Annotated in this window: 20 protein-coding genes; 16 read left to right on the forward strand and 4 right to left on the reverse strand. The window is 66.2% G+C overall.

Annotated features, from left to right (window positions below):
- Positions 1-63 precede the first annotated feature (63 nt).
- The 16 genes from JI664_RS19970 (at position 64) to JI664_RS20045 (ending at position 13,442) form a co-directional block, all read left to right on the forward strand.
- Entirely contained in the window at positions 64-1,233 is a 1,170-nt protein-coding gene (locus JI664_RS19970; protein WP_207015544.1) for a YbfB/YjiJ family MFS transporter, read from the forward strand.
- Positions 1,121-2,038, forward strand: a complete 918-nt coding sequence (locus JI664_RS19975) for a cytochrome c biogenesis CcdA family protein (protein ID WP_207015545.1) — start codon at positions 1,121-1,123, stop codon at positions 2,036-2,038. Before JI664_RS19970 ends, JI664_RS19975 begins: the two co-directional genes overlap by 113 nt.
- 20 nt (positions 2,039-2,058) lie before the next feature.
- Positions 2,059-2,460, forward strand: a complete 402-nt coding sequence (locus tag JI664_RS19980) for a thioredoxin family protein (RefSeq protein ID WP_207015546.1) — start codon at positions 2,059-2,061, stop codon at positions 2,458-2,460.
- Positions 2,461-2,611: 151 nt separating this feature from the next.
- Positions 2,612-3,553 carry an aspartate carbamoyltransferase catalytic subunit gene (locus JI664_RS19985; RefSeq protein WP_207015547.1) on the forward strand — a complete coding sequence of 314 codons (942 nt, stop codon included), beginning with the start codon at positions 2,612-2,614 and terminating at the stop codon, positions 3,551-3,553.
- Positions 3,550-4,116, forward strand: a complete 567-nt coding sequence (locus tag JI664_RS19990) for a hypothetical protein (protein WP_207015548.1) — start codon at positions 3,550-3,552, stop codon at positions 4,114-4,116. Before JI664_RS19985 ends, JI664_RS19990 begins: the two co-directional genes overlap by 4 nt.
- Before the next feature lie 52 nt (positions 4,117-4,168).
- The gene (locus JI664_RS19995) at positions 4,169-4,774 is read left to right on the forward strand and encodes a hypothetical protein (protein ID WP_207015549.1); all 606 of its coding nucleotides are present in this window, start codon (positions 4,169-4,171) and stop codon (positions 4,772-4,774) included.
- A gap of 84 nt (positions 4,775-4,858) precedes the next feature.
- On the forward strand, positions 4,859-5,494 hold the full coding sequence (locus JI664_RS20000; RefSeq protein ID WP_207015550.1) for a hypothetical protein: 636 nt from the start codon (positions 4,859-4,861) through the stop codon (positions 5,492-5,494).
- Between the two features lie 90 nt (positions 5,495-5,584).
- Complete coding sequence (locus JI664_RS20005; protein ID WP_207015551.1) at positions 5,585-6,394, forward strand: S49 family peptidase; 810 nt, start codon at positions 5,585-5,587, stop codon at positions 6,392-6,394.
- Between the two features lie 13 nt (positions 6,395-6,407).
- Entirely contained in the window at positions 6,408-6,611 is a 204-nt protein-coding gene (locus tag JI664_RS20010; RefSeq protein WP_207015552.1) for a hypothetical protein, read from the forward strand.
- Entirely contained in the window at positions 6,608-7,540 is a 933-nt protein-coding gene (locus JI664_RS20015; protein ID WP_207015553.1) for a calcium/sodium antiporter, read from the forward strand. Before JI664_RS20010 ends, JI664_RS20015 begins: the two co-directional genes overlap by 4 nt.
- A gap of 7 nt (positions 7,541-7,547) precedes the next feature.
- Positions 7,548-8,330: an SDR family oxidoreductase gene (locus JI664_RS20020; protein WP_207015554.1), complete on the forward strand. Its 783-nt coding sequence runs from the start codon at positions 7,548-7,550 to the stop codon at positions 8,328-8,330.
- Between the two features lie 289 nt (positions 8,331-8,619).
- Positions 8,620-10,479, forward strand: coding sequence for an excinuclease ABC subunit UvrC (gene uvrC, locus JI664_RS20025; RefSeq protein WP_207015555.1), 1,860 nt, complete (start codon positions 8,620-8,622; stop codon positions 10,477-10,479).
- 76 nt (positions 10,480-10,555) lie between these two features.
- Positions 10,556-12,040, forward strand: a complete 1,485-nt coding sequence (locus JI664_RS20030) for a PAS domain-containing protein (protein WP_207015556.1) — start codon at positions 10,556-10,558, stop codon at positions 12,038-12,040.
- 40 nt (positions 12,041-12,080) lie between these two features.
- The gene (gene pgsA, locus JI664_RS20035) at positions 12,081-12,749 is read left to right on the forward strand and encodes a CDP-diacylglycerol--glycerol-3-phosphate 3-phosphatidyltransferase (RefSeq protein WP_207015557.1); all 669 of its coding nucleotides are present in this window, start codon (positions 12,081-12,083) and stop codon (positions 12,747-12,749) included.
- Positions 12,746-12,997, forward strand: coding sequence for a molybdopterin converting factor subunit 1 (moaD, locus tag JI664_RS20040; protein WP_207015558.1), 252 nt, complete (start codon positions 12,746-12,748; stop codon positions 12,995-12,997). Before pgsA ends, moaD begins: the two co-directional genes overlap by 4 nt.
- Before the next feature lie 4 nt (positions 12,998-13,001).
- Complete coding sequence (locus tag JI664_RS20045; RefSeq protein WP_207015559.1) at positions 13,002-13,442, forward strand: molybdenum cofactor biosynthesis protein MoaE; 441 nt, start codon at positions 13,002-13,004, stop codon at positions 13,440-13,442.
- A gap of 14 nt (positions 13,443-13,456) precedes the next feature.
- On the opposite strand, the gene JI664_RS20050 is transcribed toward JI664_RS20045, so the two are convergent.
- The 4 genes from JI664_RS20050 to ubiA form a co-directional block, all read right to left on the reverse strand.
- On the reverse strand, positions 13,457-14,071 hold the full coding sequence (locus JI664_RS20050; RefSeq protein WP_207015560.1) for a hypothetical protein: 615 nt from the start codon (positions 14,069-14,071) through the stop codon (positions 13,457-13,459).
- 190 nt (positions 14,072-14,261) lie between these two features.
- Positions 14,262-14,585, reverse strand: a complete 324-nt coding sequence (locus JI664_RS20055) for a hypothetical protein (RefSeq protein ID WP_207015561.1) — start codon at positions 14,583-14,585, stop codon at positions 14,262-14,264.
- A gap of 70 nt (positions 14,586-14,655) precedes the next feature.
- Positions 14,656-16,614 (reverse strand): OmpA family protein, encoded by a 1,959-nt coding sequence (locus JI664_RS20060; protein WP_207015562.1) that lies wholly within the window; start codon positions 16,612-16,614, stop codon positions 14,656-14,658.
- A 70-nt stretch (positions 16,615-16,684) separates the two neighbouring features.
- Positions 16,685-17,692 (reverse strand): 4-hydroxybenzoate octaprenyltransferase, encoded by a 1,008-nt coding sequence (gene ubiA / locus JI664_RS20065; RefSeq protein WP_286174205.1) that lies wholly within the window; start codon positions 17,690-17,692, stop codon positions 16,685-16,687.
- Positions 17,693-17,702 lie beyond the last annotated feature (10 nt).

Raw genomic sequence — 17,702 nt, forward strand, 5'->3', positions numbered from 1 at the left:
GGTGTCACTGGGCGACCACCGTGCGACCACCGTGCGACCGGCAAACATCGTGGAGGACCCCGAATGACGCGCCGCGAGGCCAATCCGTGGCTGGTTCTGACCGGCCTGTCGCTGGGCGTGCTGGTCACGAACGGGTTCGGGCGCTTTGCCTATGGCCTGATCCTGCCCGCGATGCGTGCCGATCTGGACTGGAGCTATGCGCAGGCAGGCTGGCTCAACACCGCGAATGCGCTGGGCTATATCGCCGGGGCGGTGGGCACGATGCTGGCGCTACGCCGCATGGCCCCGGCCCGGCTGTTCGCAATCGGTCTGGCGGTGACGGCTTTGTCGCTGGTGGCGACGGGCCTCGTGCCCGCCCTGTGGTGGCAAAGCCTGTGGCGTTTCCTGACCGGCCTGTTCGGCGCGTTGTCCTTTTCGACCGCCGGGGCACTGGCCGCCCGGCTCTGGGCCGAGGATCCGCGCCGTAACGCCTTGGGGATCGGCATCCTGTTCGGCTCAGGCGGGGGCTCGGCCATCGTTCTGTGCGGCGCCACGCTGCCCGCGATGCTCAGCGGCTGGGGCGACGCCGCCTGGCCCTGGGCATGGCTGATCGTGGGGGGCTTGAGCCTTGCCTGCCTGCCGCTGGGCTTGTGGGCGGCGTGGCGCGCGCCTGTCGTCCCGCGCCGCAAGGCTGACGCCCCGCCCCTGCCGCTGGCGGCGATGACGGCACAATTCGTCGGCTATGCCGGGTTCGGGCTGGGCTATATCGTCTATCTGACCTTCCTGTCGTCATGGATGCGCGAACAGGCGGCGGGCACGCTGCAGGTCGCGCTGGTCTGGATTCTGCTGGGCGGCTGCATCACCCTCTCGCCGCTCTTGTGGCGCGGGATCTTCGCCCGCCACGCCTCAGGGCGCCCGCTGGCACTGGTGCTCTGCGCGATCGCGGCGGGTTCGGCGCTGCCGGTGCTCTGGCCGGGGGTGGCCGGTCTGGTCGTCTCGGCCACGATCTTCGGGTTGAGCGTCTTCATGGCGCCGCCCGCGATCACCAATTTCACACGCCAGAACCTGCCCGCAGAAAGCTGGGGCTCTGCTATCAGCCTTTTTACGGTGATCTTCGCCGTGGCCCAGACCGTCGGGCCCTATGCAGCGGGCTGGCTGGGCGACCGGACCGGCAGCATCGGCCCCAGCCTGCTGGCCGCTGCAGCGCTCCTTCTGCTCGGCGCGCTGGCGGCGTCGCGCCAGAAGGCGCTTTAGACGCCCGCTCACGCATTTGTCATCGCCGCGCGGCAACGAACGGGCGCGCGCATCCGTATCGCAGGGAAACCCGTCCCAAGCGGAGCGCCCGATGGACATCCTTCTCGGCTATCTCGCAGGCGTCCTTACGCTGCTCAATCCCTGCGTCCTGCCGGTCCTGCCGATCGTGTTGGCCTCCGCCGGGGCCGGGGATCGCCGCGGCCCGCTTTTCCTGATGGCGGGCATGTCGGCCAGCTTCGTCCTTCTCGGCCTCGCGCTCGCCCGGCTCGGCCCCGCGCTGGGCCTGCGCCCCGAAAGCGTCGAGGCCGCCGCCGCGCTGGCGATGATCGGCTTCGGGCTCGTCCTTCTGGTGCCCGCGCTCAATACCCGCTTCGCCTCGGCCACGACCGGGTTCGCCGCCCGCGCCGATGCGGGTTTCGCGCAGCTTGACCACGCCCGGCCCTGGAATATGGCGCTGGGCGGCGCGCTTCTGGGGGCGGTCTGGTCGCCCTGTATCGGCCCTACGCTGGGCGGCGCCATCGCGCTCGCCTCGACGGGCGACAATCTCGTGCTGGCCGGGGCGATCATGCTGGCCTTCGCGGCGGGCGTGTCCACCATCATGCTCGCATTGGCTTACGGTGCGCGCGAGGCGCTCGCGCGCCGCGCCACCCTGCTGCGCCGCCTCTCGGCCCGCGCCAAGCCGGTGATCGGCATCAGCTTCGTGCTCATTGGCACCGCGCTCTGGTTCGGCCTGCACAAACGCCTTGAATTCTGGGCCATCCAGACGCTGCCCGACTGGTTCAACGACCTCTCCATCCTGATCTGACCCCAAACCGGAGCCTTGCCATGTTCAGACGCGATTTCCTGATGCTCACTGCCGCCGCCAGCCTGATGCCGCTGGGCGCGCAGGCGCAATTCGTCCCCTATGCGCCCGGCCTTGCCGAAGACGCCATGCAGCGCGGCGACCGGATCATCCTCGATTTCTACGCCACATGGTGTTCGACCTGCGCGCGCCAGCAGCGCGTGATGGAGGAGCTTCGCGCGCAGAACCCGGCCTATGACCAGAACCTCACGCTGATCCACGTGGACTGGGACGATTACGGTGACAGCGAACTCTCGCGCCGCTTCAACGTGCCGCGCCGCTCGACCATCATCGCGCTCAAGGGCGAACGGGAACTCGGCCGCACCGTCGCGGGCACCTCGGTCTCGGACATCCGGGCGCTCTTCGACCTCGCCCTCACCGCCTGAGGGCCGCCGCCCCATCTTTAATCCCCAAATATCCCGGGGGGTGAGCGCGACTGCGCGAGGGGGGCGAGCAGCCCCCCTTACCCCTTGCCCGCGCGCGCGCCGGTTTCTATACCCCGAGGACCCAGTCCCGAGACCGCAAAGCGAGGCCCCCATGACCTATACGCACCGCCATCTTCTCGGGATCGAGCCGCTTCACTCGGCCGAGATCACCACGATGCTCGATCTGGCCGAGACCTATGTCGAGCAGAACCGCTCGGGCGACAAGCATTCCGACACGCTGCGCGGTCTCACCCAGATCAACATGTTCTTCGAGAATTCGACCCGCACGCAGGCCTCGTTCGAACTGGCCGGAAAGCGGCTGGGCGCGGACGTGATGAACATGTCGATGCAGACCTCGTCGGTGAAAAAGGGCGAGACGCTGATCGACACGGCGCTGACGCTCAACGCCATGCATCCCGATCTTCTGGTCGTGCGCCATCCCAATTCCGGCGCCGTCGACCTTCTGGCCCAGAAGGTGAATTGCGCGGTGCTGAACGCGGGCGACGGGCGGCACGAACACCCCACGCAGGCGCTGCTCGACGCTCTGACGATCCGCCGGAAGAAAGGCCGCCTGCATCGCCTGACCGTCGCCATCTGCGGCGATATCGCCCATAGCCGCGTCGCGCGCTCGAACCTGATCTTGTTGGGCAAGATGGAGAACCGCGTGCGCCTGATCGGCCCGCCGACGCTGATGCCCTCGGGCGTCGCGGAATTCGGCTGCGAGGTTTATGACGACATGAAAAAGGGGCTCGAAGGCGCCGATGTCGTGATGATGCTGCGGCTGCAGAAAGAGCGGATGGATGGCGGCTTCATCCCGTCCGAGCGCGAGTATTACCACCGCTATGGTCTCGATGCCGAGAAGCTCGCCTTCGCCAAGGACGATGCCATCGTCATGCATCCCGGCCCGATGAACCGGGGCGTCGAGATCGACGGCACGATTGCCGACGACATCAACCGCTCGGTCATTCAGGAACAGGTCGAGATGGGCGTGGCTGTGCGGATGGCGGCGATGGATCTGCTGGCGCGCAACCTGCGTGCCGCGCGCGCGGCGTGACGGCGGCGGCGCTCGACAACGGCCCGGAGGCGGGCTGGCAGGCGCGGCTTGAACCGGGCGAGACGCTGTTGTGGCAGGGCCGCCCCGACGGACGGCTGGTTTTTGTCTGGCGTCACGCGGTCGAGGCGGTTCTGGCCGCAGGCTTCAGCTTCGGCACGCTGATCCTTGTGGGAATGTTCTTGCTGCTGCTGCCGCAGCTCGTCGCGCTGGCCGTCCTGCCGGGCGTGGTGTTCTTCGGGCTGATGGCGTTCTTCCTCGGGCCGTGGATGCATCTGCGCGATGCCTATCGGCGGCGCAACACGCGCTATGCCCTGACCACCCGCCGCGCCATCGTCGCGCAATCCGACCGTAACGGCCGGGTCGCCGTGCGCAGTTTCCCGATTTCGCCCGATTCGCCCATCGGCACCGCGTGGGACAGCGTCACCTTCGCCCGGATGCGGGTCCGTCGCGGCGGGCGCAGTCAGGATCTGGATATCGGGTTCGAGCGGATCGGCGAGGATGCCAAGCTGGTCCATGATCACCTTCTGGCGATCAAGCGCGGGCAGATCGCCGGGCTGACTTGATCGCCCCCCGGCCCCGCGCGAAGCTGGGCGCCCGATCTGATGCAGGTAGCCGATGACGAACCCGCCCCCCGGCTGGGAAAGCCTTCTCGAAACCGGCGAACGGATCCTGTGGCAGGGACGCCCCGGCACCGGGATCATCTGGCGCGATATCGGGCAGGCGCAGTCAAGGATCGGGCTGTTCGTTCTGGGCATCGTGACGATGTTCCTCGGCGCCGCGCCGTCGATCCTGCCGCCCTTCTCGGCGGGTTGGCTGCAGGCCGGGCTGAGCGTCACGATCTGGATCACAACGGCGCTCGTCTGGCTGGGCGCGCTCTATTTCGCAATCGGGCGGCTGGTTCTGGATGCGTGGATCCGGAGGGGGACGTGGTACACGCTGACCGACCGCGCGGCTTTCGTTGCGATCGAGGTCTTCGGTCGCCGCATGCTGCGCCGATACGGCACCGACGACATGCGCGGAATCGCGCTTGAGAAAGGCGCGCGGGGGCGGCCCGGCAATGTCTGGTTCGCGCAGGAGCGTTTCACCTACACCACCCGCTCGGGTCAGGGCGCCGCCAACCGCCAGCATACCGAATACCAGCGCGTGGGGTTTCGTCGCATCGCCGAAGCCGAAACGGTCTACGCGCTGATGGCGCCGCATCGAAAGGCCGTGAACGGCTGAGCAAGCCGCGCTTTGCGCTTGATCGCCCCCGAGGAACGCGGCACCGTCGCGCGATATTTCCGGCGATTTCAAGTGAGACGATTGATGAACAAGATACCGGCGGGCTGGGAAGGCATCCTGGACGAGGGCGAGCAGATCCTGTGGCAGGGCCGCCCCGACCCAAGGCTGCGGGTCGGAGATTTCTTCGGCTTCCGGCTATTCTTCGCGCTCTTCTTTACCGGCTTCGCGGTTTTGTGGATCAGCGCTGCGCGCTGGATGAATCCGGGCGACGGGTTCGATTTCTTCCCGCTTTTCGGCGTGCCCTTCGTGCTGATCGGGCTCTACATGATGATCGGCGCGCCGATCTGGGACGCCCATATCCGGCGCAACACATGGTACACGCTGACCGACCGCGCGGCCTTTATCGCCACCGACCTGCGCGGCAAGCGCAAGCTCGAGCGGCACGGTCTTGAAGACCTGAACGCCCTGTCGCTGGTCGAGGGCAATCCCGGCACCATCTGGCTGCGCCGCGAAACCACGAGCTACACGACAACCACGTCGCATCGCAGCGTGCCGGCTCCGGGCGTCGTACCCGGCAGTCCGGGCGGTGTGGGAGGGCGCCGACGCCGGAACCGCACGACGACAACCTATAAGGGTTTCGAGCGGATCGCCGATGCGCGCCGGGTCTACGGGCTGCTCATGCGCGCGAAGAATGCCCGCAAAACCGACAGCGAAGATTGACCGCCCGGCGCGGCGGCGGAATGGAAAATTCCCCGCCCCGCGCGACGGCAGCCCTTGCTGGTCCGGGGCCCCGCCCCTACATCGGAGGGCATGAAATACGCCCTCTCCCTGCCCGCGCGCCTGATGCAGCGTCCGCCGCGGGTAAATCTCGTTCGCCTACAAGGCATGATCGCGGCAGGGGGTCGGGGACGGCTGTCTGACGAAAGTGTCGGCCCGCTGTTGCAACGCGCCTTCAAGACCGGCAAGCCGCGCGCGGTCGGGCTGCTGATCAATTCGCCCGGCGGCTCGCCGGTGCAATCGGCGCTGATCGGCGCCCGAATCCGGCGGCTGAGCGACGAGACCGGCGTGCCGGTCCACGCCTTTGTCGAGGATGCGGCAGCATCGGGCGGCTACTGGATCGCCTCGGCGGCCGACGACATCACCTGCGACGCGGCCTCGATCGTGGGGTCCATCGGCGTGATCGCCGCCAGCTTCGGGCTGGATCAGGCGATTGGCCGGATCGGCGTCGAACGGCGGGTGCACACCGCCGGGCGCTCGAAAAGCCAGCTTGATCCGTTCCAGCCGGAAAACCCCGACGATGTCGCGCGGCTCAATGACCTGCTCGAACAGATGCACGGCGTGTTCATCGACCATGTGAAGGCCCGGCGCGGCGCGAAGCTGAACACCGAAACCGACCTGTTCGACGGGCGCTTCTGGCTGGGCGATCAGGCGGTGCGGCTGGGCCTTGCCGATGCCATCGGCCATGCCACCCCGGTGCTGAAGGCGCGCTACGGCGAGAAAACCCGGTTCCGCGTCTTCGGGCCGCGCAAGCGGCTGTTGTCGCGCGTGGGGCTGTCGCTGGCGCAGGATGCGCTGGGCGGTATCGAGGAAGCGGCGCTCTGGGCGCGGCTGGGATTGTGAGGACGCATCCGACATGATTATCCGCGTCGTCATCCTGTTCCTTCTGTTCATGCTCGCGATGGGGATGATCCAGAAAGCGCTGCGCCCGAAGAAACGGCTGGGTGAAGACCGCCCGCGCGCCGCACTGGACCGGCTGCGCTGCCCCACCTGCAAACGCGTTAACCTTGGGAGCGGCTCGCAACCCTGCGGGCGCCCGGATTGCGGAAACTCTCAATGATCTTCGATTTCGGTATGATCGTGGCCGGGCTGGCCCTTCTGGTCGTGGCCGGTGATTTCCTGGTGAAGGGCGCGGTGAACCTGAGCCTTAAGCTGGGCGTGCCTGCGCTGATCGTCGGGCTGACGGTGGTCGCCTTCGGCACCTCGGCGCCCGAGTTGCTGGTGTCGATCGACGCCATCCTCGATGGTGTGCCGGCGCTGGCCATGGGCAACGTGGTCGGCTCGAACATCGCCAATATCCTGCTGGTTCTGGGCATTCCCGCGCTGATCGCGGCGGTGCCCGTCTCGCGCGACCTGATGTCCGATTTCCTGATGATGATGGCCGCGAGCGTGCTGTTCGTGGTGCTGGCCTTTCTCGGCCCGTTCGGATGGATGCACGGGCTGGCGCTGCTGGCCGGACTGGCTGTGATGCTGTGGTCCAGCTATGCCCGCGCCACCGCGCATCGGCGCAGCGCCGAGCCCGATCTCGAAGGCGCGGAAGAAGGCATTTCGGGCCTTCGCATCGCGCTCTATCTCGTGGGCGGCATCATCGGCCTGCCGGTCGGCGCCAACCTGCTGGTTCAGGGGGCCACCGATGTCGCCACGGCGCTCGGCGTGTCCGAGGCGGTGATCGGCCTGACGCTGGTCGCCGTCGGCACCTCGCTGCCCGAGCTGGCCACCACCGTCGCCGCCGCCTTCCGCCGCGAGGCGGGCGTGGCGATGGGCAACGTGATCGGCTCGAACATCTTCAACCTGCTGGCCATCATCGGCATTTCGTCTTTCGTCGGCAATATCCCGGTCCCCGAGACGATGCTGCGGCTGGATCTGTGGGTCATGCTGGCCTCGTCGGCGCTGCTCGGGATCTTCGTCTTTACCGGGCGCAGCATCGGGCGGATCGCTGGCGTTCTGCTGATCGCGGCCTATGTCGCTTATGTCGTACAGATGTTCTGAGGGAAGTATGAGCGGACGGGCATTGATCACCGGGGCGGGCCAGCGGCTGGGCGCCGAAATGGCGCTGTATCTGGCCGGACGCGGCTGGGATGTGGCGCTGCATTACGCCACCTCGCAGGACGGGGCCGAGGCCACGGCCGAAGCCTGCCGCGAAAAGGGCGTGAAAGCAGTCACGCTGCAGGCCGATCTGCTGGACGAAGCCTCGACACAGGCGCTGCTGCCCGCCGCCGCCAAGGCCCTTGGCGGAACGCTGTCGCTCTTGGTCAACAACGCTTCGATCTTCGAATATGACACGCTGGCCTCGGCCACCCGCACCGGCTGGGACCGGCATATGGAGTCGAACCTGCGCGCGCCCTTCGTGCTGACGCAGGCTTTCGCGGCGCAGGCGGCCCCTGCCGGTAAAGATGCGCAGGGCGAGCCGCTGCCGACCGGGCTGATCGTCAACATGATCGATCAAAGGGTGCAGAAACTGACGCCCGAATTCATGACCTACACGCTGGCGAAAATGGGGCTGTGGGCGCTCACACGGACCTCGGCGCAGGCCCTCGCCCCCGCGATCCGCGTGAATGCGATCGGCCCCGGCCCCACCCTGCGCGGCAGCCGCCAGTCCGAGGAACATTTCGCCCGCCAACGCGCCAATACCGTGCTGGAACGCGGATCCGACCCCGAGGATATCTGCACCACGCTGGGCTATCTGCTGGATGCGAAGGCCGTGACGGGGCAGCTTATCTGCGTCGATGGCGGTCAGCATCTGGGCTGGAAAACCCCCGATATCCTGGGCGCGGAATAAGCCTTTCAGGCGGACCCCGCGTCACCTTGTCCACCGGGCGGCGGGCTGTCACAAACCCGTCACCAAATGTTTAAGAAATTCAGAGGGTTGTAACGAGCAATAATTTTCGCGAGCAATATCAATGTCTTGCGAAAGCGCTTAATTATTAGGCACATCACGGAATGCCCAGCGATACAAGGGTTTCTCGCCTTTGCCCGCAGGCTCTTCACAGGCTTATCCACAGATTCCGTGGAAAGCTTTGCCCTTGAATTCTGGCGCAGTACACTCGTAGCAAGAGCAGAATCATCCCATGACCCAGACGCCTGACACCCCGGAGCTTACGGGCCACGCGCTGATCGCCAGCTACGTGCGTACGCTGGACGGATCGCCGGGCGTCTATCGCATGCTCGATGCCGAGGCGCGGGTGCTCTATGTAGGCAAGGCGCGCAACCTCAAGGCACGAGTGTCGAACTATGCTCGCCCCTCGGGTCATTCGGGCCGGATCGCGCGGATGATCTCGGAAACGCGGTCGATGATGTTCCTCACGACCCGCACCGAGACCGAGGCGCTGCTGCTCGAGCAGAACCTCATCAAGCAGCTTAAGCCCGTCTACAACGTGCTGCTGCGCGACGACAAAAGCTTTCCCAATATCCTGATCGCCAAGAACCACGCCTTCCCGCAGATCCGTAAACATCGCGGCAAGCGCACCACCAAGGGCAGCTATTTCGGCCCCTTCGCCAGTGGCTCGGCGGTGAACAGGACGCTCAACCAGCTGCAGAAAGTGTTCTTGCTGCGGTCCTGCACCGACAGCGTTTTCGCCAACCGCTCGCGCCCCTGCCTGCTGTACCAGATCAAGCGCTGCGCCGGGCCCTGCGTGAACCTCATCACGCCCGAAGCCTATCGCGATCTGGTTTCTGATGCCGAGCGGTTCCTGTCGGGCAAGACCTCGCATATTCAGGGTGAGCTTGCCAAAGAGATGCAGGACGCCTCGGACGCGATGGAATTCGAGCGCGCGGCGGCGCTGCGTGACCGGATCCGCGCGCTGACCGCCGTGCAGCAATCGCAGGGCATCAACCCGCAGGGCGTCGAGGAAGCCGATGTCGTCGCGCTGCATCTGGAAAAAGGGCAGGCCTGCGTGCAGGTCTTCTTCATCCGCGCCAACCAGTCCTGGGGCAACGCCGATTTCTATCCCCGCACCGGCGCCGGCGCCGAAGAGGGTGAGATCCTCGAAGCCTTTCTGGCTCAGTTCTATGACGGCAAGCCCCCGCCCCGGCAGATCCTGCTGTCGCACCCGATCGATAACGAGGATCTGATCCACGAACTGCTCAGCGCCCGCGCGGGCCGCAATGTCGCGCTGACGATCCCCAAGCGCGGCGAAAAGGCCGAACTGGTCGAGAACGCGCTGCGCAACGCGCGCGAAAGCCTTGGCCGGAAGATGTCGGAAAGCGCGGCGCAGTCGCGGCTGCTCAGCGGGCTGGCGGATGCCTTTGGGTTGGACGAGCCCCCGCAGCGGATCGAGATCTACGACAACTCGCATATTCAGGGCGCGCATTCGGTGGGCGCGATGGTTGTCGCGGGCCCCGAGGGCTGGATGAAGAACCAGTACCGCAAGTTCAACATCAAGACCGCGCCGGGCGACGATTTCGGCATGATGAAAGAGGTGCTGAAACGCCGCTTCGAGCGCCTGCTCAAAGAGGATCCCGGCCGCCAGACCCCGGCCTGGCCCGACCTTCTGCTGATCGACGGCGGCGCACCGCAGGTCTCGGCGGTGGCCGAGGTGCTGTCCGAGTTGGGCATCGACGACGTGCCCTTCGTCGGCGTGGCCAAGGGGCTTGAGCGCGATCTGGGGCGCGAGGAATTCCACCGCCCAGGCGAGAACCCTTTCGCGCTGCAGCGCAACGACCCGGTCTTGTACTTTATCCAGCGCCTGCGCGACGAAGCCCACCGCTTTGCCATCGGCACCCACCGCGCGGCGCGGGCGAAAACGACCACCAAGACGCCGCTCGACGAAGTCCCGGGCATTGGTGCCGCGCGCAAACGCGCGCTCTTGGCGCATTTCGGCTCGGCCAAGGCGGTGACGCGGGCCGGGCTGTCCGACCTGACGGCGGTTGACGGGATTTCGCAGGCCATGGCGGAAACGATCTACAATTTCTTCCATACGGGCGAGTGATCCGCGCAGGCAGTAACGGGTTGGAAAGGTTCAGGCGCCATGGTGGGGACGTTGTCTTTCCTCATTGCGTGCGCTCATGTCACAGTCATCGACCTCACCCAGCTATGCGCAAGCCGTGCGCGAATCCGGGCAGGACATGCCCTTCGATACCGAAGAGCTGATCTATTCGCGGACCAATGAACGCGGGCTGATTCAGTCGGCGAACACCGTCTTTCAACGTTTGTCGGGCTTCGAATGGCGCGAATTGATTGGCGCGCCGCACAAGATCGTGCGGCATCCCGATATGCCCAAGGGCTTCTTCCACATCTTCTGGCAATACCTGAAAGCGGGCGAACCGGCGGTCGGCTACGTCAAGAACCGCTCGCAGGACGGACGCTATTACTGGGTTCTGGCCGCGGCGATCCCATGCGACGGCGGGTATTTCTCTGTCCGCATGAAGCCCTCGTCGCCCCTGTTCCACCAGATTCGCAACGAATATGCCCGCGTGCGGCGGCGCGAGGAGGCCGAGAATCTGAGCTCGGAAAAGGCGGCCGAGCTGCTTCTGGAACGTCTCCACGATATGGGTTTCCAGTCCTACGCCGAATTCATGAGCACGGCGCTGCAGAATGAAACCAACGCGCGCAATCAGGCCCTGAACCGCCAGCCGGACAAGACCGCGACGCATCTGTCCGAATTGGTCGGCGCGCTGACCAAGGCGCTGGAAGAACAGGCACGGCTGGTCAAACTGTTCGACAGCCTCAAGCTGTTGCCGGTGAACATGCGCCTGATTGCGGCCCGGCTGGAACCGCAGGGCGGCCCGATCAGCCAGATATCGATGAACTACAAGACGTCCTTCGACAATATCTCCGAACGGCTGACCAATTTCGTCACCGGCGAAAAGAACATCTGCGGCCAGATGGACGCCGCCGTGCGCCGCGCGCTGGTCCTTGCCAATTGCGCCCGGTTGCATCTGGAAATGTCCGAACATATCCGTCGCCCGCCTCCATCCTTCGAAGGGGAAGAACAGCGCCGCGAACACCTCATCGTGCAAGAACTGGGCGTCCAGAGCGAGACTCAGGTCGAAGCCTCGCTGGATGAAGCGGGAAAGATGGCGGCACAGCTGATCGCCTCGGCTTTCGAAATCCGGCGTCTCGTTCTGGGCCTCGACACGATCCGCATCCTCGGTCGCGTCGAAAGCCGCCGCGACGACACGTTCGAAGCGGCCTGCTCGGCAACTCTGGACCAGATCGACACCACACAGTCCGAGATCACCGAAAGCCTGCAGAACCTGTCGAGCCTCGCCGTCGTCATCCAGACCAGCCTGTCGATGATCACCACGTCTCGCCGTGATTCCGCTTCCGCCGAAACGGGCCGGGAAAAGGGGGGCGGCAAGAGCGGCGTGGCGGCAAGTGGTGCAAAGGTTGGCAGCAGCGCCGGCACGCAGGCGGCAACCGGGGCATCCGCGGCAAAGGCAACCGATCAGGCGGGGGCCGGGAAACGTGACGATCACGGTGGGCCGGGCGCAGCAGGACGGGCATCGGGATCGGCGGGACAGGGCGCAGTGGAATACGCCGCCCAATAGGCCCCTTCCCCACGCCTCGTGCATGGGCTACCAACAGCCCATGCGCTGGAACCTACCCAACTCGCTCACGCTGCTGCGCCTGCTCGCTGCCCCCGGGGTTGCGGTGATGTTCCTCTATTTCGCACGGCCCTGGGCGGACTGGTTCGCGCTGGTTCTATTCCTTGTCGCGGCGATCACCGATTACTTCGACGGCTATCTCGCCCGCCTGTGGCGGCAGGAAAGCCGGATCGGGGCGATGATGGACCCGATCGCCGACAAGGCGATGGTGGTGATCGCGCTTCTGGTGATCACCGGCTATTCGGGCATGGATCCGTGGCTGATTCTGCCCGCGACGATCATCCTGTTCCGCGAGGTCTTCGTTTCGGGCCTGCGAGAATATCTGGGCAATACCTCGCGCCTTCTGGCGGTCACCAAGCTGGCGAAATGGAAGACGACGGCGCAGATGATCGCCATCTCGACCCTGTTCGCCGCTCTGGGGCTGGAATATGTGCGCGAGCAGGCCCTTGCCAGCAACAACGCCCTGATCAGCGAGATGACCGATGCGGGCATCGATGCCGAGCTCAACATGCTCTCGCTCGCCAATCTCAGCGGCGAAGTCGTCTGGACCATCGGCCTTGCCCTGATCTGGATTGCCGCCGCGCTGACCGCGATTACCGGCTGGGACTACCTGCGCAAGGCTTTGCCGCATCTGAAGGACGGCTCGGAATGACGATCACGATCCTGTATTTCGCCTGGCTGCGCGAACGCATCGGCGAACCGCGCGAAACCCTTCAGACCGAGGCTCGCAGCGTCTCTGCGCTGGTCGACGAATTGCGCGCGAAAGGCGAGCGTTACGCGCTGGCCTTTTCCGATCTCGCCGCCGTGCGCGTGGCGCTGGATCAGGAACTGAGCGATTTCGACGCGCCGCTCGACGGCGTGCGCGAGGTGGCCTTTTTTCCGCCGATGACCGGGGGCTGAGGTGATGGATATCCGCGTTCAGGCCGAGCCTTTCGACTACGGCACCGAATGCAATGCTTTCACGGCATCCGCCCCGGGCGCCGGCGCCGTGGTCAGCTTTTGCGGCATCGTGCGCGATGCGGGCGGGCAGCTGGCGCGGATGGAGATCGAGCATTATCCCGGCATGACCGAGCGTGCGTTGAACGACATCGCCACACAGGCGGGCGAGCGCTGGGATCTGACGGAGGTGCTGATCATCCATCGCCATGGCCCGCTGGCACCGGGCGAGACGATCATGATGGTCGCCACCGCCTCGCGCCACCGCGCTGAGGCTTTCGCCGCCGCCGAATTCCTGATGGATTACCTGAAATCCCGCGCGCCCTTCTGGAAAAAGGAAATCACCGCGACGGGCGAAGCCTGGGTCGAAGCGGCCGAGCGTGACGAAACCGCGCTGAAGCGCTGGTAAAGCCCTGCCCGGGGCTATTTCTCGGCCGGCGCCGACCCTGCAGCGGAAAACACCACCGGCAGCGAAAACTCCGCCATCTGGCCGCTGGCCCGGTCGATCACCTGCGTGCGCAGGATATACGAGCCCTCGGCGCCGGTAACGCGGTAGGTCAGGTGAAAATAACCGTCGATCGGCTCGCGGAACGAATCGAGCTGAACCTCGCCCATCGAGATCATGTCGTCGGTCAGCTGCTCGCCCTCGGGCGAATCGAGCGTGAACGAGACGTCGAACAACAGCCGGTTGGCGCCATTGCTGAGCGGCGACAGGCTGAAGCCATAAACCTCGACATAGGCATAGATCGGCTCGTCGACGATGAAGCGATTGTCGGGGCGCGGCTCGAACATCCCGAAGCCTTCGGCCAGCCCGACAGTCAGCTGTGCATTGGCGACACCGAAGCCGGTGCGGTCAGTAACCTGCTGCAGGAACTGACGCGCGGCCTCGACCGCCTCGGCGCTGCGCCCGGTTTCGATCAGTTGATCGATCCGCGCAGCGGTGTCGGGCAGGCTCTGGGCCGCCAGTCCCGCGACGCCGCCAACGCTCAGCGCAAGTGCAAGCGGCACGGCGCGCAGAAGCCGCGACAGGGCGGTCATCGGGGTTGCAGGGCGAAGGGGCCGACCGGGCACGGGCCGGGTCAGGTGCTGGGAACGAGCCCTCATATTGTTGTCTCGCTCGGCTTCAACATGGCCGACACTTTGCCCGTGCGCGCGGCACCGGGCAAGACCTGCTCGCGGCGATGTGTACGCGCGGCGCCCCCCTGGGGGTGCGCCGGTCGGGAACGGATCACTGCCCCTGCTCGGCCAGCCGTTGGCGCAGGTTCTCGGCCTCGTAGCGCGCGTCGCGCAGGCCTTCCATCGCCGCGCGCAGCTCGGCCTGCAGGGCCGACATCTCGCGGCTGACCTCTTCGTCGCGGTGCTGGATATAAGCAATGGCCTGATCGCGGGTTTCCTCGGCCTCGTGCAGGGCCTGCGCCATGCGTTCCAGCTCGCCCAGATCGGCCTTGGTCACGCGGGTGAATCGATGCACGACCCAGTTGACGAACCAACCCAGCGCGAAGGCGGCGGTCAGGACGATCAGGGTCACGACAACGAATTCGGTGCGGTTCATTCCAGTCTCTCCGGCGCGCGCTTCAGGCTTGGGTCTCTCGGATCGGTCATGGCGGGCTAACGCGGCGAGGTCAATCGCCGCTTCCCACGGTTTCCTCGACTTCCGGCTCGCTGCCGGGGCGGCGGCGCGGGCGAATCGTGTCGTCGCCGACTTCCTGGATCTCGAATTCCAGCTCGGCTTCGAGCGCCGGGTCGATGGGTTCGGGATCGGGTTCGGGGCGGATCAACCGCATCTCGATCCGACGATTGGCCTCGCGACCGGCCTCGGTGCCGTTATCGGCGATCGGGTCGGCTGCGCCATAGCCCTGCGCCACCAGCGAGGCGACCAGAACCCGCCGCGCGAGCAAGCCGTTGATGACGGCTTCGGCGCGCGCCTGACTGAGATTGAGGTTGGTTTCCTCGCGGCCCTGACTGTCGGTATAGCCTGCGACCTCAAGCGGCAATTCGCCGCATTCGCGCAGCACGTCGGCGATCCGGTCCAGAACCTGTCCCGCCGCCTCGTTGATCTCGGTCGAGCCGGGATCGAAGGTGATCTTGTCCTCGGCAAGGATGGTCTGCACCTGCGCTTCGCAATTGTCGGGCGTCGGGGCATTGGCAACCGGGTCGAGCGCTTCGTCATAGGTCACATCGACGGCGATATTCGCCTGCGCGCCCAGCCCCTGCAGCAGGGCCTGTGTGACCTGACTGCGGGCGTCGGGATTGCCCGACACGCCGCGGATCGTCACCCGGTCGGCGCGCACCACGCCGCTGCCGTGATGGAGTTCGGCCAAGGCCTCGATCGCGGTGAGCACACGAACCGACCATCCGGTGGGCAGTTCGGGATCGAGCCGCGCCGCGACTTCGACCTGATCGGGGCCGAAACGAGCGCCGGAAAAAGCGCGCACGGCGGCGCGGATACGCTCGTCGGGCAGACGACCGCCGACGGTCAGATGGCCCTCTTCGCTGAGCATAAGCTGAATTTCGGGCGCGGCGCCGGCCCCCTCCTCCTGCTCGACGGGCGGGTCGAGCTTGACGGCGTTGAGGCTGAAAGCGCCCGGCAGCGCGGTTTCAAGCCGACCCACAGCGCGGTCGAAAGCGGCAGCGTCGATGTCGTGTGGCGCCGACAGGATCACCGTCCCGTCCGAGATGGTCAGGCTGCCCTCGCCCAGCTCGGCCAGCGCGGCGATGGCAACGGCGGCCCCCTCGCCCCAGCGCGGCGTGGGCGAACCCAGCGCCAGCGGGCAATTGAGCCGCCGCGTCACGCCCGCCTCGGTCAGCGCGGCGGCGATGCGTTCCTGCGCTTCGGCGGTGTCGGCCACGCAGGACGCGGTCTGCAGCGCCCCGCCTTCGGCATCGACGCGCAAAAGGAAGGGCGCGGCGACCGGACGCGGCGCAACAAGGTCAAGCCGCAGCACCTGACCGCGCGGGGCGATGGCGCGCAGGGCCTGTTCCATCTCGCGCCGTTGCGCGGGGCCATCGACCAGCGCCTCGACCTCGATCCGGCCAGCGGTGACGGAAATACGGCCCACATCGAAACGCTCGAGCGCCTCGATGGCGAAATTGATCGCCGCGACCCAGCCGCCCGGCACCGCGTAGTCCGAGGTCTGCAGCATGTCGACCACTTCGAGCCCCGGCAGCGCGCCGGCCAGGCGGTCGACCAGCGGTCCGCCATCGGCGGCTTCGGGCACAAGGCCGATCACCGACAGCTCTTCACGGTTGCGCATCAGTTCGACGCGGAAGGTGGGAGCGACGATGGCGGTGCGGACCGGCACGACGATGGTTTCGGACACGCGCGAGCTGTCGATCACCTCGCCCGCGACCTGCAAGGCGCGGATGCGGGCGCTTTCGGTCGGCGCCGTCCCACTGATGCCGACATTGAGCCCGTCGATATCGATCTCGGCCCAGTTGATCCCGGCACGGCGGAACGCGTTGCTGACCGCGTCTCCGGTGCGTTTTTCGACCATGCCGACCAGCACAAGCGAGGTCACCAGAGCCAGACACGCCGCCACCAGAAAGGCCGCGATCGAGACGATCAGGGTTTTGTGTGACATAGAAGTTCCGTCAGGGCCGCCCGGTCGGGCCGATCAGGCCTGACCTAGCCGGATGACGGGCGCGATGCAATCACACCAACAGCGCAGCGGCAAGAATCAGCACAACGATCAGCCCTGCATCGCGATTCGAGCGGAAGAGTCGCAGCAGAATGTCGTTGTCGTGGATGTTCAGCCGCCCCAGCTGCCAGTTCAGATGCGCGCCAAAGGCCCAGGCCCCGGCCAGCGTCAGCGACAGCCGCAAAGGCTCGGCCAGCGGGGCCAGCGCATAGATGATCGCCAGCGACATCAGCACGACCGACGCGACCAGAAACCCGCGCAGCCAGTTCTCGGTATTCTCGCCAAACAGCCGCGCGGTGGATTTCACGCCGATCAGCGCGTCGTCCTCGCGGTCCTGATGGGCATAGATCGTGTCGTAGAACAGCGTCCACGCGATGCCCGAGAGATACAGGATCACCGCAGGCCAGCCCAGACTGCCGGTCTGCGCCGTCCAGGCCAGAAGCGCACCCCAGTTGAAGGCGAGGCCCAGAAAGACCTGCGGCCACCATGTGAAGCGCTTGGCGAAGGGATAGATCGCCACCGGCAACAGCGCGAGGATGCCCAGCGCGATGGCCGCCGCGTTGAAGGTCAGCAGCAACAGGAACGACGCGATCATCTGGATTGCCATCCAGATCAGCGCCTCGCGCACCGACACCGCGCCCGAAGCCAAAGGTCGGTTGCGCGTGCGCTCGACCTTGTCGTCGATATCGCGGTCGGTGATGTCGTTCCACGTACAGCCCGCGCCGCGCATCAGGAAGGCTCCCGCCCCGCAAGCGATCATGATCCAAAGCGTGCTCAGGCCCCGCGTTTCGGGGGCGGCCAGCGCGCCCAGAAGCGCGCCCCACCAACAGGGAAGCAACAGCAACCATGTGCCGATGGGCCGGTCGGCGCGGCTAAGACGCAGATAGGGGCGCAGTTCCTCGGGCGCCTTGGTGTCGACCCAGCTTCCCTCGACCCGGTCGTGGATCGCGGTATCGGCTTTGTCGGAAGACGCCGCGCGCTGGCCCTCGCCGCCCTCTGGTGTTTGCCCTGCCCCGGTCATACAGTCCCGT

This window comes from Rhodobacter sp. NTK016B, assembly GCF_017303295.1.
Classification (GTDB): Bacteria; Pseudomonadota; Alphaproteobacteria; order Rhodobacterales; family Rhodobacteraceae; genus Pararhodobacter.

What these genes read in the sequence shown, in the direction of transcription:
- JI664_RS20005 (WP_207015551.1), top strand. Translation starts at nt 5,585, where the DNA reads ATGAAATACGCCCTCTCCCTGCCCGCGCGCCTGATGCAGCGTCCGCCG.
- JI664_RS20030 (WP_207015556.1), top strand. Translation starts at nt 10,556, where the DNA reads ATGTCACAGTCATCGACCTCACCCAGCTATGCGCAAGCCGTGCGCGAA.
- JI664_RS20000 (WP_207015550.1), top strand. Translation starts at nt 4,859, where the DNA reads ATGAACAAGATACCGGCGGGCTGGGAAGGCATCCTGGACGAGGGCGAG.
- JI664_RS19975 (WP_207015545.1), top strand. Translation starts at nt 1,121, where the DNA reads ATGCAGCGGGCTGGCTGGGCGACCGGACCGGCAGCATCGGCCCCAGCC.
- JI664_RS20050 (WP_207015560.1), bottom strand. Translation starts at nt 14,071, where the DNA reads ATGACCGCCCTGTCGCGGCTTCTGCGCGCCGTGCCGCTTGCACTTGCG.
- uvrC (WP_207015555.1), top strand. Translation starts at nt 8,620, where the DNA reads ATGACCCAGACGCCTGACACCCCGGAGCTTACGGGCCACGCGCTGATC.
- JI664_RS19970 (WP_207015544.1), top strand. Translation starts at nt 64, where the DNA reads ATGACGCGCCGCGAGGCCAATCCGTGGCTGGTTCTGACCGGCCTGTCG.
- ubiA (WP_286174205.1), bottom strand. Translation starts at nt 17,692, where the DNA reads ATGACCGGGGCAGGGCAAACACCAGAGGGCGGCGAGGGCCAGCGCGCG.
- JI664_RS20060 (WP_207015562.1), bottom strand. Translation starts at nt 16,614, where the DNA reads ATGTCACACAAAACCCTGATCGTCTCGATCGCGGCCTTTCTGGTGGCG.
- JI664_RS19995 (WP_207015549.1), top strand. Translation starts at nt 4,169, where the DNA reads ATGACGAACCCGCCCCCCGGCTGGGAAAGCCTTCTCGAAACCGGCGAA.
- JI664_RS20020 (WP_207015554.1), top strand. Translation starts at nt 7,548, where the DNA reads ATGAGCGGACGGGCATTGATCACCGGGGCGGGCCAGCGGCTGGGCGCC.
- moaD (WP_207015558.1), top strand. Translation starts at nt 12,746, where the DNA reads ATGACGATCACGATCCTGTATTTCGCCTGGCTGCGCGAACGCATCGGC.
- JI664_RS19985 (WP_207015547.1), top strand. Translation starts at nt 2,612, where the DNA reads ATGACCTATACGCACCGCCATCTTCTCGGGATCGAGCCGCTTCACTCG.
- JI664_RS20055 (WP_207015561.1), bottom strand. Translation starts at nt 14,585, where the DNA reads ATGAACCGCACCGAATTCGTTGTCGTGACCCTGATCGTCCTGACCGCC.
- JI664_RS20015 (WP_207015553.1), top strand. Translation starts at nt 6,608, where the DNA reads ATGATCTTCGATTTCGGTATGATCGTGGCCGGGCTGGCCCTTCTGGTC.
- pgsA (WP_207015557.1), top strand. Translation starts at nt 12,081, where the DNA reads ATGCGCTGGAACCTACCCAACTCGCTCACGCTGCTGCGCCTGCTCGCT.
- JI664_RS20010 (WP_207015552.1), top strand. Translation starts at nt 6,408, where the DNA reads ATGATTATCCGCGTCGTCATCCTGTTCCTTCTGTTCATGCTCGCGATG.
- JI664_RS20045 (WP_207015559.1), top strand. Translation starts at nt 13,002, where the DNA reads ATGGATATCCGCGTTCAGGCCGAGCCTTTCGACTACGGCACCGAATGC.
- JI664_RS19980 (WP_207015546.1), top strand. Translation starts at nt 2,059, where the DNA reads ATGTTCAGACGCGATTTCCTGATGCTCACTGCCGCCGCCAGCCTGATG.